Origin of the sequence: Streptomyces sp. FIT100 (assembly GCF_024584805.1) — a bacterium.
Classification (GTDB): domain Bacteria; phylum Actinomycetota; class Actinomycetes; order Streptomycetales; family Streptomycetaceae; genus Streptomyces.
The window spans coordinates 980,001-994,944 of record NZ_CP075715.1; the positions used below are offsets into that span (position 1 = coordinate 980,001).

General features: G+C 71.5%; 13 protein-coding genes (1 of these 13 running past the window's edge). 7 read left to right on the top strand and 6 right to left on the bottom strand.

From position 1 onward, the window contains the following. Positions 1–122: the 3' portion of a PTS glucose transporter subunit IIA gene (locus KK483_RS04175; protein WP_262003812.1), read on the top strand. 328 nt of this gene lie to the left of the window's left edge; 122 of the gene's 450 nt are visible here — the last part of the coding sequence; its start codon lies beyond the left edge, outside the window; it ends in the stop codon at positions 120–122. Between the two features lie 93 nt (positions 123–215). Next, positions 216–1,886, top strand: a complete 1,671-nt coding sequence (ptsP, locus tag KK483_RS04180) for a phosphoenolpyruvate--protein phosphotransferase (RefSeq protein ID WP_262003814.1) — start codon at positions 216–218, stop codon at positions 1,884–1,886. Positions 1,887–1,955: 69 nt separating this feature from the next. Here ptsP and KK483_RS04185 read toward each other — a convergent pair whose 3' ends face one another. Both KK483_RS04185 and KK483_RS04190 read right to left on the bottom strand, forming a co-directional pair. Then, positions 1,956–2,852: a hypothetical protein gene (locus KK483_RS04185; protein WP_262003816.1), complete on the bottom strand. Its 897-nt coding sequence runs from the start codon at positions 2,850–2,852 to the stop codon at positions 1,956–1,958. A 125-nt stretch (positions 2,853–2,977) separates the two neighbouring features. Further along, the gene (locus KK483_RS04190; protein ID WP_262003817.1) at positions 2,978–4,954 is read right to left on the bottom strand and encodes an acetoacetate--CoA ligase; all 1,977 of its coding nucleotides are present in this window, start codon (positions 4,952–4,954) and stop codon (positions 2,978–2,980) included. Between the two features lie 260 nt (positions 4,955–5,214). On the opposite strand from KK483_RS04190, the gene KK483_RS04195 reads away from it, so the two are divergent. Beyond that, entirely contained in the window at positions 5,215–7,572 is a 2,358-nt protein-coding gene (locus tag KK483_RS04195; protein ID WP_262003818.1) for a glycoside hydrolase family 31 protein, read from the top strand. A gap of 83 nt (positions 7,573–7,655) precedes the next feature. Here KK483_RS04195 and KK483_RS04200 read toward each other — a convergent pair whose 3' ends face one another. Together KK483_RS04200 and KK483_RS04205 are read right to left on the bottom strand one after the other, a co-directional pair. Further along, positions 7,656–8,162: an NUDIX domain-containing protein gene (locus KK483_RS04200; RefSeq protein WP_262009341.1), complete on the bottom strand. Its 507-nt coding sequence runs from the start codon at positions 8,160–8,162 to the stop codon at positions 7,656–7,658. Positions 8,163–8,283: 121 nt separating this feature from the next. Beyond that, on the bottom strand, positions 8,284–9,090 hold the full coding sequence (locus KK483_RS04205; protein ID WP_262003819.1) for a M15 family metallopeptidase: 807 nt from the start codon (positions 9,088–9,090) through the stop codon (positions 8,284–8,286). Positions 9,091–9,284: 194 nt separating this feature from the next. Between KK483_RS04205 and KK483_RS04210 the strand changes: the two genes are divergently transcribed. The 4 genes from KK483_RS04210 (at position 9,285) to glpK (ending at position 13,681) form a co-directional block, all read left to right on the top strand. Further along, entirely contained in the window at positions 9,285–9,740 is a 456-nt protein-coding gene (locus KK483_RS04210) for a Zn-ribbon domain-containing OB-fold protein (protein WP_262003821.1), read from the top strand. After that, the gene (locus KK483_RS04215) at positions 9,737–10,927 is read left to right on the top strand and encodes a lipid-transfer protein (RefSeq protein ID WP_262003823.1); all 1,191 of its coding nucleotides are present in this window, start codon (positions 9,737–9,739) and stop codon (positions 10,925–10,927) included. The genes KK483_RS04210 and KK483_RS04215 overlap by 4 nt, the downstream gene beginning before the upstream one ends. Positions 10,928–11,347: 420 nt before the next feature. Beyond that, positions 11,348–12,109 (top strand): MIP/aquaporin family protein, encoded by a 762-nt coding sequence (locus tag KK483_RS04220; protein ID WP_262003824.1) that lies wholly within the window; start codon positions 11,348–11,350, stop codon positions 12,107–12,109. Between the two features lie 51 nt (positions 12,110–12,160). Beyond that, positions 12,161–13,681, top strand: a complete 1,521-nt coding sequence (gene glpK, locus KK483_RS04225) for a glycerol kinase GlpK (protein WP_262003826.1) — start codon at positions 12,161–12,163, stop codon at positions 13,679–13,681. Between the two features lie 142 nt (positions 13,682–13,823). Here glpK and KK483_RS04230 read toward each other — a convergent pair whose 3' ends face one another. Both KK483_RS04230 and KK483_RS04235 read right to left on the bottom strand, forming a co-directional pair. Continuing rightward, positions 13,824–14,435 (bottom strand): ATP/GTP-binding protein, encoded by a 612-nt coding sequence (locus KK483_RS04230; protein WP_262003828.1) that lies wholly within the window; start codon positions 14,433–14,435, stop codon positions 13,824–13,826. Continuing rightward, positions 14,416–14,928: a DUF742 domain-containing protein gene (locus KK483_RS04235; RefSeq protein WP_262003829.1), complete on the bottom strand. Its 513-nt coding sequence runs from the start codon at positions 14,926–14,928 to the stop codon at positions 14,416–14,418. Before KK483_RS04235 ends, KK483_RS04230 begins: the two co-directional genes overlap by 20 nt. Positions 14,929–14,944 lie beyond the last annotated feature (16 nt).

A 14,944-nucleotide genomic window follows, 5' to 3' on the forward strand; every position in this document is an offset into this window, starting at 1 on the left:
AGGAAGCGGGCAAGTCCCCGATCTGCCCGGTCGTCGCGCTGGAGGCCACCGTCGACTCGTTGAGCGGTGTCCGCGAGGACGGCGACGTGAAGGCGGGCGACGAGCTGTTCGGCTGGCAGTGACCACGCCGTCGTACTGACGGGTCTGACGGTCCGAGGGCCGGGTGCATATCCATCGCGGTGGCTGGAACCGCCGCACGATCGGGGACGGGTGACATGGAGACAACGCTTCGAGGCGTCGGCGTGAGCCACGGTGTGGCGGTCGGCGAGGTCCGGCACATGGGGACGGCGGTGCTCGAGCCGCCGGCCAAGCAGATTCCGGCCGAGGAGGCCGAGCGCGAACAGGGGCGCGCTCGGCAGGCGGTCGATGCCGTGGCCGCGGACCTCATTGCGCGTGGCAATCTGGCGGGTGGCGAGGCACAGCACGTGCTCGAGGCGCAGGCCATGATGGCGCAGGACCCGGAGCTCATGGCCGATGTCGAGCGGCGGATCGCCGTCGGGAGCACGGCGGAGCGGGCCGTGTACGACGCCTTCGCCGCGTACCGGGCGCTGCTTGCGGGTGCCGGGGAGTACCTGGCCGGGCGTGTGGCCGACCTCGATGACGTCCGGAACCGGATCGTGGCGCGGCTGCTGGGCGTGCCGATGCCGGGTGTGCCGGACAGCGACGAGCCGTATGTACTGATCGCGCGGGATCTGGCTCCGGCGGACACGGCGCTGCTCGATCCGGCGCTGGTGCTCGGGTTCGTGACCGAGGAGGGCGGGCCGACGAGCCACAGCGCCATTCTGGCGCGGGCGCTCGGTGTGCCGGCCGTGGTGGCGCTGCCGGGTGCGGGTGAGATCACCGAGGGCACCGTCATCGCTGTCGACGGCAGCACGGGGGAGATCTTCGTCGAGCCGAGTGCGGAGAAGCGCGCGGCCCTGGCCAAGGCCGCCGCGGAGCGCAAGGCTGCGCTGGCCGCGTCGTCGGGTCCCGGGGTGACATCGGACGGGCACAAGGTGCCGCTGCTGGCCAATGTGGGCGGTCCGGCCGATGTGCCTGCGGCCGTGGAGGCGGGGGCCGAGGGTGTCGGTCTCTTCCGCACCGAGTTCCTGTTCCTGGACGACAGCAGGCAGGCGCCGTCGGAGGCCAAGCAGGTCGAGGCGTACCGCAAGGTGCTGGAGGCGTTCCCCGAGGGCCGGGTGGTCGTGCGGGTGCTGGACGCGGGTGCGGACAAACCGCTGGAGTTCCTGACTCCGGCCGATGAGCCGAATCCGGCGCTGGGCGTGCGGGGTCTGCGGACCCTGCTGGACCACCCGGAGGTGCTGCGGACGCAGCTGACCGCGCTGTCCAAGGCGGCCGAGGGCCTGCCGGTGTACCTCGAGGTCATGGCGCCGATGGTGGCGGACCGTGCCGATGCCAGGGCGTTCGCGGACGCCTGCCGTGAGGCGGGGCTGAACGCGAAGTTCGGTGCCATGGTCGAGATCCCCTCTGCTGCTCTGCGTGCGCGGTCGGTGCTGCAGGAGGTGGAGTTCCTGTCGCTGGGCACGAATGACCTGGCCCAGTACACCTTCGCGGCGGACCGGCAGGTGGGTGCGGTGTCGCGGCTTCAGGACCCGTGGCAGCCGGCGCTGCTCGATCTGGTCTCGCTGGCGGCCGAGGCCGCCAGGGCCGAGGGCAAGAGCTGTGGCGTGTGCGGTGAAGCCGCTGCGGATCCGCTGCTGGCGTGTGTGCTGACGGGTCTGGGTGTCACCTCTCTCTCGATGGGTGCGGCGTCGATTCCCTATGTGCGGGCGACGCTGGCGAAGTACACGCTGGCCCAGTGCGAGCGCGCTGCTGCCGCTGCGCGGGCGGCGGAGAGCGCCGAGGAGGCGCGGGTGGCCGCTCAGGCCGTGCTGTCCGGGGAATGACCGGCGGTCCGCCGTGCCGAGGTGAGTGGTGAGGGGGCTTCCCGCCGTGGCGGGGAGCCCCATCGGCGTTCAGTGGTGCGACGGTGTGTCCGGTGGGTCGCCGAGGTCGAAGCCCGCGCGGTATTCGACGCCGGGTTCCGGGGAGAGCGGTTCACCGGTTTCCGCGTCGGTGCAGTAGGCGCTGAAGACCTCGCCTTCGGTGAGCGGGGCGAGGCGGCCGTGGTGGAGGCGCCAGCCCCGGAGTCGGTCGGGGGTCTCCGGTGCGCTGGTCCGGAGCACGACTCCGCCCGGGCCTTCGAGGGCGATGCCGACGGCGAGCACCGTCGCGAACTCGGCTCCTTCGGTTGAGTCGAGGACGGCCGGGGTGTCCTGGCCGGTGCTGATGTGGAGCACCGCCAGGAGCTGTTCGCCGGCGGCGGGGATGCTGCAGACGAGGTGGTGTGTCCCGGTGCCGGCGGTGTCGATGAGGCTGAGCAGCTGCTGTGCGGCGCGGTCGAAGGCCGCGCGCCCGATGTCCTCTCCGCAGTCGGCGCAGGTGCCGATGCCGCTGAGCACGGCGGTCGCGTACTCCCAGGTGGCCTGGCGGACCGATCGGCTGACGAGCAGGGGCACGAGGTGGTCGAGGGGCTGGCCCGTGTAGGCGACGGTGGCTCCGGAGGCCGCGATCTCGGCCGTGTAGCGGCTGCGGCTGGTGGAGCTGTCCGGATCGAGGCCGGTCTCGGTGCAGTAGTGGGCGAAGTCCTCGGGGTCGAAGACGGCGACGGTGGTGTGGCCGCTCCGGGCGGAGAGCGTTCTGAGGAGCTTTTCGACCTGGTGGAGGTAGTCGGGATGGTCGGTGAAGGTGAAGCTGCGGTACCGGCGCATGGCGGTGAAGTCCTGCTCGTCGACGAGCAGGCCGACCGTGGCCGGAACGTCGCGGCGCAGGGCGCGCCGCATGGACTGCTGCTGGTTCCTGGTGTTCGCCATGATTCCCCCTGGTTCCCCGTGTTCCCCGTGGGCGCTGTTGCCAGTGCTCACTCACCGTAACCGTGAGCACTGACAACGTGTTCGTGACCGAGGTCGGGGCGGGCGGCAGGGGGCGGCGGCGGGGTTCAGCTGCGTGTGCGCGCCAGGTCCTCGTAGAAGCGGAGCAGGTCGATGTTGTCGACGGAGCCCGGGTTCACGGCTTTGGTGAGGGCGGTGCCCTGGAGCAGGCGCTTCACGGGGACTTCGATGCGCTTGCCGGTGAGGGTGTGCGGGATGCCGGGGACTTCGATGATGTCGTCGGGGACGTGGCGCGGGGAGAGCTGTTCGCGGATGGTGCGCTTGATGCGGTCGCGCAGGTCGTCGTCGAGGGTGGCGCCGGGTGCGAGGTGGACGAAGAGCGGCATCCAGTAGCCGCCGTCCGCTTCTTCGAGGCCGATGACGAGGGACTCGCGGATTTCCGGGAGCCGTTCGACGGCTTCGTAGATGTCGGCGGAGCCCATGCGGACGCCCTGCCGGTTCAGGGTGGAGTCGGAGCGGCCGTGGATGATCACGGAGCCGTGGTCGGTGAGGGTGATCCAGTCTCCGTGCCGCCAGACGCCGGGGTACATCTCGAAGTAGCTGTCGCGGTAGCGGCTGCCGTCGGGGTCGTTCCAGAAGTGGATGGGCATGGACGGCATGGGGTTGGTGACGACGAGTTCGCCGACCTCGCCGGTGAGCGGCTTGCCGTGCGGATCCCATGCCTGGAGGTCGGTGCCGAGGCAGGGCGCCTGGAGTTCGCCGATGTGGACGGGGAGGGTGGGCACGGCGCCTGCGAAGCAGGAGCACACGTCGGTGCCGCCGCTGACGGAGGCGATCCACAGGTCTTCCCTGACCTCGTCGTGGAGCCAGCGGAAGCCGTCGGGCGGGAGCGGGGAGCCGGTGGTGGCGACGCACTGGATCCGGGAGAGGTCGTGGTCGCGGCCGGGGTGCACGCCGGCTTTGCGGCAGGCCATCACATAGGCGGCGGAGGTGCCGAAGAGGGTGGATCCGGTGCGTTCGGCGATGGCCCACTGGGCGCCGGTCTCGGGGTAGCCGGGGCTGCCGTCGTAGAGGATGACGGTGGTGCCGGTGAGGAGGCCGGAGACGAGGAAGTTCCACATCATCCAGCCGGTGGAGGTGTACCAGAAGAAGCGGTCTCCGGGGCCGAGGTCGCAGTGCAGGCCGAGCTGTTTGAAGTGCTCGAGCAGGATGCCGCCCTGGGACTGGACGATGGCCTTGGGCAGGCCGGTGGTGCCGGAGGAGTACAGGACCCACAAGGGATGGTCGAACGGGACCTGTTCGAAGACGGGCTCGGTGTCCGACGAGGTGAGGTCGGACCAGGAGAGGGCGCCTTCGGGGGTGGGGGTGCCGAGCAGTGGGATGTGGACGACGGCGCGCAGGGTGGGGAGTTCCCGGCGCAGTTCGGCGACGGTGTCGCGCCGGTCGTGTTCCTTGCCGCCGTAGCGGTAGCCGTCGACGGTGAAGAGAACGACGGGTTCGACCTGCTGGAAGCGGTCGAGGACGCTGCGGGCGCCGAAGTCGGGGGCGCAGGAGGTCCAGACGGCGCCGACGGCGGCGGTGGCGAGCAGGGCGGTGACGGCTTGGGGGATGTTGGGCAGGTAGCCGCTGACGCGGTCGCCGGGGCGTACGCCGAGGGCGCGCAGTTCGGCGGCGAGTGCGCCGACCTGTCGGCGGAGCTCGGACCAGCTGACGGGGGTCGGCTCATGTGCCTCGTCCATATGGATGAGGGCCGGTTCGTGGGCGCGTGCCGGGTCTTCGGCGGTGCGCAGGGCATGCTCGGCGTAGTTGAGGGTGGCGCCGGTGAACCATTGGGCGCCGGGCATGGTGCTCTCGCCAAGGATGTGCTCGTACGGTGTGGAGAACCGTACGTCGAACCAGTCGGCGACGGCCTTCCAGAAGGTCTCCAGCTCGTCCACGGACCAGCGGTGCAGTGCCGGGTAGCCTCCGCCGGCGGGTGCGCCGTACCGCTCGGCCGCCCAGGTCTGGAAGCGGGTGATCCGGGCGGCGGCGATGCGGTCGGCGTCCGGCTGCCAGAGGGGGGCAGGGTTCGCTGCTGAGGTCATGGGGCGGCTCCCGGGCGGCTGTGGCTCTCGCTGTGTGGCTCTGCGCGTGGTTACGCATGGTTACGCGTGGTGGCGGTTCCGCGCACGGGCGTGGGTGTGCGCGTGACGCGGCTGACGCTCACAGGGACGATGCCATGTGATCGTCTTGTGCACCAGGGGCCCCCACCCATGGTCGAAGGGTTGAATGTGTGCTCCGACCACGGGTGAACGGGAGTTGAACGGTCCCCGCCAAACCCCTGGTGGATGGCAGGGTGATCAGCATGAACGGTCGTGGACTGGGGCGCTCGGTGAAGGTGTTCGGCACGGTGCAGGGGCTGCGTGCGGCGCGCGCGGCGTGGCGGCGGAGACGTACGGACGCGTGGGGGCTGCCGGCGCGGGGGGCGGAGCGTGCGCGGGTGCCGGGAGCGGTGGTGGGTGCCGAACCGCTTCCGGGCGGCGGGGTGGTCCGGTTCGCTCGGTCGCAGCTTCGGGTGCGGGTCGCGGCGGGCGGAAGCGTCTTCTGGGGATGGGACGGTGCGGAGCCCGAGCCGTCGTACGCGCTGGCGGGCCGGTTGCCCGAGGTCGATCCGCGTGCCGGGTTGGAGCCCGACAAGGACGGCGGCTGGCGGGTCGTGTCGGAGCGGGTGACGGTGGCGGTGTCGCGCCACGGTGCGGTGGAGATCCGTACGCCGGGCGGGGTGGTGCTGCGCCGGGATCTGCCGCCGCGCTGGTGGGAGCCGGTGGCCGGGGGGCCGGCGCGCTGGTTGCAGCGTTCCGAGGTGGCTGCGGACGCGCGGTTCTTCGGGCTGGGCGGTCGGTCGTCGGGGCCGCGTCTGCGGGACGGGACGTACCGGCTGTGGAACACCGATCCGCGTGGTGCTTTCGGCCCGGGGGACGATCCGCTGTACATCACGATGCCGGTGCAGCTGGTGGTCGCGGACGCGGGCACGCATCTGGCGTTCGTCGACAACTCCTGGGAGGGCCGCGTCACCCTGCGCGAGGGCGAGGAGGGTGCGGGTTCGGGTCACGACCGGCCGGGTACCTGCGAGGTCCGGGTGGCCGGCGGGCCGCTGCGCGGCTGGGTGCTGGTGGGCCCTCCGGCACGGGTGCTGCGCGGCTGGACGGCGCTCACGGGGGCGCCCGCGCTCCCCCCGGCGTGGGCGCTGGGGGCGCAGCACGCGCGCTGGGGCTTCGGCAGTGAGCAGGAGGTCCGCCGGGTGGTGGCGGGCTACCGGGAGCGGGGGCTTCCGCTGTCGGCGGTGCATCTCGACATCGACCACTACGACGGGCACCGGGTCTTCACGGTCGACCGTGCGCGCTTCCCCGATCTGCCGGGGCTGGCGGAGGAGCTGCGTGCGGAGGGGGTGCGGCTGGTGTCGATCGTCGATCCGGCGGTGAAGGCGGAGCCGGGCGGTGCCGTCTACGACAGCGGGTCGGCGGCGGGGGCGTTTGTGCGGGACGCGCGGGGGCGGGAGGTGCGCGGTGAGGTGTGGCCGGGCGAGTGCGTGTACCCGGACTTCACCGATCCCGAAGTCCGTGAGTGGTGGGGCGGGCTGTACGAGGAGCGGCTCGCGCAGGGCTTTTCCGGCGTGTGGCACGACATGAACGAGCCGGTGTCGTTCGCCCCGTTCGGTGACATGACGTTGCCGCGGTCGGCCCGGCATGTGCTGGAGGGGCACGGGGGTGATCATCGTGAGGCGCACAACGTGTACGGGCTCGCGATGGCGCGGGCGGCGTATGAGGGGCTGCGGCGGTTGCGGCCGCAGGAGCGGCCGTTTCTGTTCTCGCGCTCGGGGTGGGCGGGGATGCAGCGGTACGGCGGGACGTGGTCCGGTGATGTGGCCACGGGCTGGCCGGGGCTGCGGGCGTCGCTGTCGCTGGTGCTGGGGCTCGGGCTGTGCGGAGTTCCGTACTCCGGTCCGGATGTCGGCGGTTTCGACGGCAGTCCTTCGCCGGAGCTGTATCTGCGCTGGTTCCAGCTCGGCGCCTATCTGCCGCTGTTCCGTACGCATGCGGCGATCGACGCGGGGCGCCGGGAGCCGTGGGAGTTCGGTCCGCAGGTCCTCGGGCACGCGAAGGCGGCGATGCTCGAACGGGAGCGACTGCGTCCGTATTTCGTGACCCTGGCGCAGCTCGCCCGGCTCACCGGGGCGCCGTACGTGCGTCCCCTGTGGTGGGGAGCGCCGGAGGACCGTGCGTTGCGGGACTGCGAGGACGCGTTTCTGCTGGGTGACGCGCTGTTGGTCGCGCCGGTGCTGGCGCGGGGCACGGACCGGCGGGCGGTACGGCTGCCGCGCGGGCGGTGGTACGACACGGTGACCGGGGAGGCGTACGAGGGTCCGGGGCAGGTGCTGCTGGACGCGCCGTTGTCGCGGATCCCGGTGCTGGCGCGGGCGGGTGCGGTGATTCCGGTGCGCGGTGAGGACGGCGGGACGGAGCTGGAGGTGTGGGCTCCCGCCGCCGGTCGCTCCGGCGGCGGCCTGGTCGTCGAGGACTCGGGGGACGTCTCGGCGGTGGCCGAGCTGGAGCGGTACGCGTCACGGCTGGTGGGCGGGCGGGTCGTGGTGGAGCGGGTCGCGGAGGGCGGAGTGGTGAAGGCGGATCGGCCGGTACGGGTGCGGGGGCTGGACACCGTCTAGGGCAATCCATCCAGGGAGTGTCTTCGCGTCCCGTCCGCCCGGCGGTCGCTCCCGTGCCGAAGGAGGCGTCAGGGACACGTCCTTCAGACGTCGTAGTCGCCCGCGAACCAGCGCCGTGCCGCCACGGTGTGCAGGGGGAAGGCCAGTTCGGCCGGCTCGTGGAGGAGGTGCCAGCCCTCGGTCTCCTCGGTCGGCGCCGAATGCGGGAGCTCCGCCGCAGGCCGTTCGGGCAGCAGGCCGAAGAGGAGCAGATGGCCGCCGGGTGAGCTGAGCGCGTCGGCGAGCCGGACGTCCTCGTGGGCGGCCTCGATGCCGGTCTCCTCCTTGAGCTCGCGGACGACCGCGTGCCGCCAGTCCTCGGCCTGGTCGATGAAGCCGCCGGGCAGGGCGATGCCGCCGCGTTGCGGCTCGATGGTGCGGGTGATGACGACGAGTCCGGTGCCGTGGGCGGTGGCGGCGGGCACCAGGGCGACGGCGACGGGAAGGGGGTTGCGGTACGCGATGTCGCCGCAGACGGCGCAGGTTCGGGGCCAGCCGGTGGCGGCGGCCGGGTAGCGGGCGCCGCAGCTGGAGCAGTGCGAGTCCTGCACGGGGGTGGGGGTGGGGGCAGGGGCGGGGACACCGGGGGCAGGGGCGGGGGCAGGGGGCGGTGTGGGCGCGTTGGGCTCGGTCACACGCGGACTGTACGGGAGACCGAGCCCGATCGGCCCGTCACGGCCGCGCCAGTGACCTCCAGGACACGGGGAAGTCGAAGTAGGTGTCGGGGAAGAGCTCGGGCTTGTGCGTGAAGTGCCACCATTCTTCGGGCAGGTTGACGAATCCGACACCGGCGAGGGTCGTCTTCAGGAGCCGGCGGTTGGCGCGCTGCTCGCCCTGGACTCGGGGGTCGTCCGTGTGCGAGAGGGTGTCGAAGCAGTCGAATCCGGTGCCCATGTCGACGGAGTTGTCCGGGAACCGTTCGTTCCGCGGCGCGTAGCAGGGGACCAGCTTCTCGCCGGGGACGTAGGGACGGGACTTCTTGGCGGGGAGTTTCACGAGGGTCAGGTCGACGGTGCTGCCGCGGCTGTGGCCCGACTTCTCGGCGATGTAACCGTCCTCGAACAACCTCGATTTGTCGACCTGGGGATAGAACTCCTCCTTCATGCGCTCGTCGTCGAGGTCCTTGGCCCAGCGGACGAAGTGGTCGACGGCGCGCTGCGGCCGGTAGCAGTCGTAGACCTTGAGGGAGTAGCCCTGGCGCAGCAGTTGGCGCTGGGCACGCTGGAGGGCCTGGGCGGCGGGGCGGGTGAGGATGCACACGCCCTGGTGGTATCCGTCGATCGGTTCGCCGATGAAGTTGTGCGCGGTGGTGTAGCGCATCTCCTGGATGATCGTCGGGGCTACCGTGCGCAGCGCGACGAACTCCTGTGGCGCTCCCGGTTCGGGGGTCGCCCGGGCGGCGGGGGAGGTGACGGTGACGGCGAGCAGGGCGGCGGCGGTGAGGGTCAGGGCGCGGAATGCGGAAGCGAGTCCTCTCATGCGCACCACCGTCTATCAGGAACGGGCGGCCGGAACCACCCCCGTGGGTTCCGGCCACCCCTCCCCCACGTACCGGACGCGGCGGAGCACCGTCCGGTTCTGGCCGTACCCGGATCCGGCCGTACCCGGATCTGGTGGGGGGTGTCGGTCGCGTGGCACACTTCTGACGTTCCGTCAGATTGGAGAGGTCGGCCGTGGCGCGCACGCGTACGCCCGTGGTGGCCGGATGGTTCACCGACGGCGAGGTGGAGAGGGAGTTCAGACTCCTGGGCACCCGCTGCACCGTCTGCTCCGTGGTGTTCTTCCCACGTGAGGACGCGCACTGCCGCAATCCCGGCTGCGCGGGCGGCGGCCAACTGGCGGAGGTGGCCCTGTCCAAGCGGGGTCGCGTGTGGTCGTACACGGACGGGCGCTACCGGCCGCCCGCGCCGTACGTCTCGGACCCGGATGCCGCGTGGGAGCCGTACACGCTGGTGGCGGTCGAGCTCGCGGAGGAGCGCATGGTGGTCCTCGGGCAGGCGGTGCCGGGCCTGACCGTCGCCGATCTCGCCGTCGGCATGGAGGTCGAGGTGGTGCCGGGGGTCCTCGAAGAGGACGCGGGAACCACCTGGACGACCTGGCACTGGCGGCCGGTCGGGGGTGCCCGATGACCGGTGACGTCGCCGTGCTCGGCGCCGGGATGCACCCGTGGGGCAAATGGGGGCGGAGCTTCGTCGAGTACGGGACCGTCGCGGCGCGTGCCGCGCTCGCGGACGCCGGCGTCGACTGGCGGGACGTCCAGTCGGTGGTCGGCGCGGACACGGTGCGCGGCGGCTATCCCGGGTACGTGGCCGGTGCGACGTTCGCCCGCGCGCTCGGCTGGCAGGGTGCGCGGGTCACCAGCGTCTACGCCGCGTGCGCGTCCGGCGCCCAGGCCATCGGCACCGCCCGGGCGCAGATCCTCGCGGGCATGGCGGACGTCGTCCTGGTCGTGGGCGCCGACTCCGCGCCCAAGGGCTTCTTCGCACCGGCGGGCGGTGACCGTCCCGACGATCCGGACTGGCTGCGCTTCCGGGTGCTCGGCGCCACGAACCCGGCGTACTTCGCGCTCTACGCCCGGCGCCGCATGGCCCTGCACGGCGACACCCCGGAGGACTTCGCGCAGGTCAAGGTGAAGAACGCGGCGGCAGGCGCACTCAACCCGAACGCCCGCTACCGCAAGCCCGTGACCGCCGACGAGGTCGCCGCGTCCGCGGTCGTGGCCGATCCGCTGCGGCTGCTCGACATCTGCGCCACGTCGGACGGTGCCGCCGCACTCGTCCTGTCGAGCTTGGAGTACGCGCGCCGGCACGGCGCGGCCGATCCGGTCCGTGTCCGCGCCGTCTCGACGATCACGCCCACCTTCCCGAGGACCGTGCTCGACCTGCCCGACATCGCCACGGACTCGGCCGCCGTCGTGGAGCCGGCCGCGGTCGGCTTCCGCGAGTCGATCGCGCGCGCCGCGTACGAGGAGGCGGGGCTGGGTCCGGGGGACCTCTCGCTCGCCGAGGTCTACGACCTGTCCACGGCGCTGGAGCTGGAGTGGTACGAGGACATCGGGCTGTGCGGCGCCGGCGAGGGCGCGAAGCTGGTACGGGAGGGCGCGACGGCGCTCGGCGGGCGCGTGCCGGTCAACGCGAGCGGGGGCCTGGCGTCGTTCGGGGAGGCGGTCCCCGCACAGGCGATCGCGCAGGTGTGCGAGCTGACCTGGCAGCTGCGGGGCACGGCGGGCGGACGGCAGGTGGCGGGAGCCCGGGTGGGGATCACCGCGAACCAGGGGCTGTTCGGCCATGGATCGGCGATCGTGGCGGTTCGCTGAGGCTGCGCCCCGGGGTCCGACTCGCCGCACGGCCACGTCCCGGCATGCGCCGCCGACTGGACATTCCGTGGGGAAGTTCCGAACGCCCGCTGTGAACTGCGGGTGCTGTCGGCGACCTTGACGGTCCGGTAACACCGGAGAAAACTGCCTCTTCGTCGGCTCGGCGGGTATCCGTCGCCGCAGTCCGGCGGGCATCCGTACGCGCCCCTGCGCGCGCGGTCAGTACACGCACGGTCACGTACACGCGCACGTATGCGCGCAGTGAGAGACACGCACGGTCAGATACAGGCACGATCACGCACGCGCACGGTCACGCACGCTCACCACGCTCGTCACGGACGCCGAGCGGGGCCCGGGACACCTGTGCCCGCTGCCTTCGGCTCCGTAGCCATGGGAACACCACCCAGCCCAGGAGCCGCCATGAGCAACGCAGACATCTTCCTCGGCGAGGTCATCGGGACCGCGATACTGATCCTCTTCGGCGCGGGCGTATGCGCCGCGGTCACCTTGCACCACTCCAAAGCGAGAGCCTCCGGATGGTTCGTCATCACGTTCGGCTGGGGTTTCGGTGTGCTCGCGGGCGCGTACACCTCGGCGCCGCTCTCGGGCGGACACCTCAATCCGGCCGTGACCGTGGGCGTCGCCGTCGACACCGGCGAGTGGAGCAAGGTGCCGCTGTACATCGTGGCGCAGATGATCGGCGCGGTCCTCGGCGCCGTGCTCGCCTGGCTTGTCTACTACGCGCAGTTCCAGGCCAACTCCGACCGCGAGAAGGCCCAGCCCACGCTCGGGATCTTCGCGACCGCCCCGGAGATCCGCAAACCCGTCGCGAACCTCGTCACCGAGATCATCGCGACCGCGGGGCTCGTCCTGCCGGTCCTGGCCTTCGGACGGAACGCCGGCATCGGCATCGGCCCGGTACCGGGCGCGCCCGCCGGGATCTACGGCTCCGGAATCTCGATCCTGCTGGTGTCCCTGCTGGTCGTCGGGATCGGTCTGTCCCTGGGCGGACCGACCGGTTACGCCGTCAACCCGGCACGTGACCTGGGGCCGCGCCTCACCCACGCGCTGCTGCCCATCCCCAACAAGGGGACGTCCGACTGGGGATACGCCTGGATTCCGGTGGCCGGACCGCTGGTGGGTGGTCTCCTGGCGGGCCTCGTCTTCAACGCCGCGTTCTGACCGTAACGTTCCGACAGCAGCACCGAGCAGCACCTCCGACAAGGGGACGTCATGACGGACACCTCCGAGAAATTCGTCGCCGCGATCGACCAGGGCACCACGTCGAGCCGCTGCATCATCTTCGACAGGAACGGCGCCGTCGTCGCCGTCGACCAGCGCGAGCACCGTCAGATCTTCCCCAAGCCCGGCTGGGTCGAGCACGACGCGACCGAGATCTGGTCCAAGGTCCAGGCCGTGGTCGCGGGGGCGCTGGCCAAGGCCGGACTGCGCGCCGAGCAGCTCAGCGCGCTCGGCATCACCAACCAGCGCGAGACGACGGTGCTGTGGGACCGCGCCACGGGCAAGCCGGTGCACAACGCGATCGTCTGGCAGGACACACGGACGACGGCGCTGTGTGCCGAACTCGGCGGGGCGGACGGGCAGGACCGTTTCCGCGATGCGACCGGGCTGCCCCTCGCGAGCTACTTCTCCGGGCCCAAGGCGGCATGGCTGCTGGACAACGTGCCCGGGCTGCGCGGCAGGGCGGAGCGCGGTGAGATCGCGTTCGGCACCATCGACTCCTGGCTGATCTGGAACCTCACCGGCGGCACGGAGGGCGGTGTGCACGTCACCGACGTCACCAACGCCTCGCGCACCATGCTGATGAACCTGGAGACCCTCCGGTGGGACCCCTCGATCCTGGCGGCGATGCGGGTGCCCGAAGCCGTGCTCCCGGAGATCCGGTCATCGGCCGAGGTGTACGGAACGGCCGTCGGGCGGCTCGACGGTGTGCCGGTCGCCTCCGCGCTCGGCGACCAGCAGGCGGCCATTTTCGGCCAGGCGTGCTACGACACGGGCACGGCGAAGAACACGTACGGCACCGGCAGTTTCCTGCTGCTCAACACAGGAAGCCGGCCGGTCCCGTCGAAGAGCGGACTGATCACCACCGTCGGCTACAAGATCGGCCAGGAGGCTCCGGTCTACTGCCTGGAGGGGTCGATCGCGATCACCGGAGCCCTGGTGCAGTGGTTCCGGGACCAGCTCGGGATCATCCGCAGCGCGGACGAGATCGAGACACTGGCGGCGAGCGTGGACGACAACGGCGGGGCGTACATCGTGCCCGCCTTCTCCGGTCTGTACGCGCCGTACTGGCGGGCCGACGCCCGCGGTGTCATCACCGGGCTGACCGGGTACGTCACCAAGGCGCATCTGGCGCGGGCGGTGCTGGAGGCGACGAGCTGGCAGACGCGCGAGGTCGTGGACGCCATGTACCAGGACTCGGGCGTGCCGATCACGACGCTGAAGGTCGACGGCGGAATGACCGCCAACCAGCTGCTGATGCAGCATCAGGCGGATGTCCTCGGCGTGCCCGTGATCAGGCCGAAGGTGGCGGAGACGACCTGCCTGGGCGCGGCGTACGCGGCGGGTCTCGCCACCGGGGTGTGGGGCGGCCTGGACGAGCTGAAGACGCATTGGCAGCGCGATGCCGAGTGGTCGCCGCGGATGGGCGCGGAGGCCAGGGAGCGGGAGTACGACAACTGGCGCAGGGCCGTGGAGCGCAGCTTCGGCTGGCACAAGGAGGGCGGCGCGTAGCCCTGTCGTTTGGATCCGGCCGGATTTCCGAACGACAAGGGCCTGGCCCTGCTGCGGTCGCAGGACTGCCGTCTCCCCATGAGCCACGGTCCGTACCCCTGTCGGTGGGGGTACGGACCGTGTCGGATCCTGACGCGCTCTGTCAGGTCACGGCGGGCTCGCGCTCCCGGGTGGAGCGGTCCAGGGCGTGTTCCACGACCGCCACCAGCACCGACTTCACCGACTCGCGCTCCCGGGCGTCGCACAGCATCAGCGGCACCTCGGGGTCGAGGTCGAGTGCGGCCCGTACCGTGTCGATGGGGAAGCGGTCCGCGCCGTCGAAGCAGTTGACGCCGACGGTGAACGGGATCCCGCGGCGTTCGAAGTAGTCGATCGCCGCGAAGGAGTCCTCCAGGCGGCGCGTGTCGGCGAGGACCACCGCGCCGAGGGCGCCCTGGGCGAGTTCGTCCCAGAGGAACCAGAAGCGGTCCTGGCCGGGCGTGCCGAAGAGGTAGAGCACCAGGTCGTCCCGGAGGGTGATCCGGCCGAAGTCCATGGCGACGGTCGTCGTGCCCTTCGACTCGACGCCGTCGAGATCGTCGACGGGACGGCCGGCCTCGCTGAGGGTCTCCTCGGTGCGCAGTGGTCTGATCTCGCTGACAGCGCCGACGAGCGTCGTCTTGCCGACCCCGAAGCCGCCCGCCACCAGGAGCTTCAGCGTCACCGGCTCGACCGGCCGCTGCGCGCCCGAGCGGCTAGAGCGCTCGAAGACCATTGATCACCTCGCGGAGAATGCTCACGTCCGGCAGCTCGGCCGGCGGAACGGGACGGGATACGTGGACGAGCGCGTCGTCGACGAGGTCGCCGACGAGGACCCGGACCACCCCGACGGGGAGGTCGAGTCCGGCGGCGAGCTCGGCGATGGACTGCGGGATGGTGCTGCAGCGTTCGATGATCTCGACGTGCTCGGGCGAGAGCGTCTGGTCCCCGCCCGGGTTGTCGGCGGCCGGTTCGGGGACGACGAGCGCGATCAGATCGAGCCGGTGCCGGGTCGCGCTGCTCGTGCGGCCGCGGGTCATGGCATACGGACGGACCACCGGTCCCGCGTCGTCGTCGAACCAGTGGGATGCATGCTGGGCGTCCTGGCCGGAGCCCTGGCCGGTGCCTTGTCCGGAGTCCTGTCCCCCGTCTCGTCCGGCGTTCTGGTATCCGGCGTCCCGCCCGGGGTCTCGTCCGGAGTGTCCGGCGCGTTGTCCGGTGTCATTCATGATTCATGCCATTCAC

Bases quoted from the DNA above. Each gene is read 5' to 3' on its own strand.
- ptsP (WP_262003814.1), top strand. From the start codon at position 216: ATGGAGACAACGCTTCGAGGCGTCGGCGTGAGCCACGGTGTGGCGGTC.
- KK483_RS04185 (WP_262003816.1), bottom strand. From the start codon at position 2,852: ATGGCGAACACCAGGAACCAGCAGCAGTCCATGCGGCGCGCCCTGCGC.
- KK483_RS04190 (WP_262003817.1), bottom strand. From the start codon at position 4,954: ATGACCTCAGCAGCGAACCCTGCCCCCCTCTGGCAGCCGGACGCCGAC.
- KK483_RS04195 (WP_262003818.1), top strand. From the start codon at position 5,215: ATGAACGGTCGTGGACTGGGGCGCTCGGTGAAGGTGTTCGGCACGGTG.
- KK483_RS04205 (WP_262003819.1), bottom strand. From the start codon at position 9,090: ATGAGAGGACTCGCTTCCGCATTCCGCGCCCTGACCCTCACCGCCGCC.
- KK483_RS04215 (WP_262003823.1), top strand. From the start codon at position 9,737: ATGACCGGTGACGTCGCCGTGCTCGGCGCCGGGATGCACCCGTGGGGC.
- KK483_RS04220 (WP_262003824.1), top strand. From the start codon at position 11,348: ATGAGCAACGCAGACATCTTCCTCGGCGAGGTCATCGGGACCGCGATA.
- glpK (WP_262003826.1), top strand. From the start codon at position 12,161: ATGACGGACACCTCCGAGAAATTCGTCGCCGCGATCGACCAGGGCACC.
- KK483_RS04230 (WP_262003828.1), bottom strand. From the start codon at position 14,435: ATGGTCTTCGAGCGCTCTAGCCGCTCGGGCGCGCAGCGGCCGGTCGAG.
- KK483_RS04235 (WP_262003829.1), bottom strand. From the start codon at position 14,928: ATGAATGACACCGGACAACGCGCCGGACACTCCGGACGAGACCCCGGG.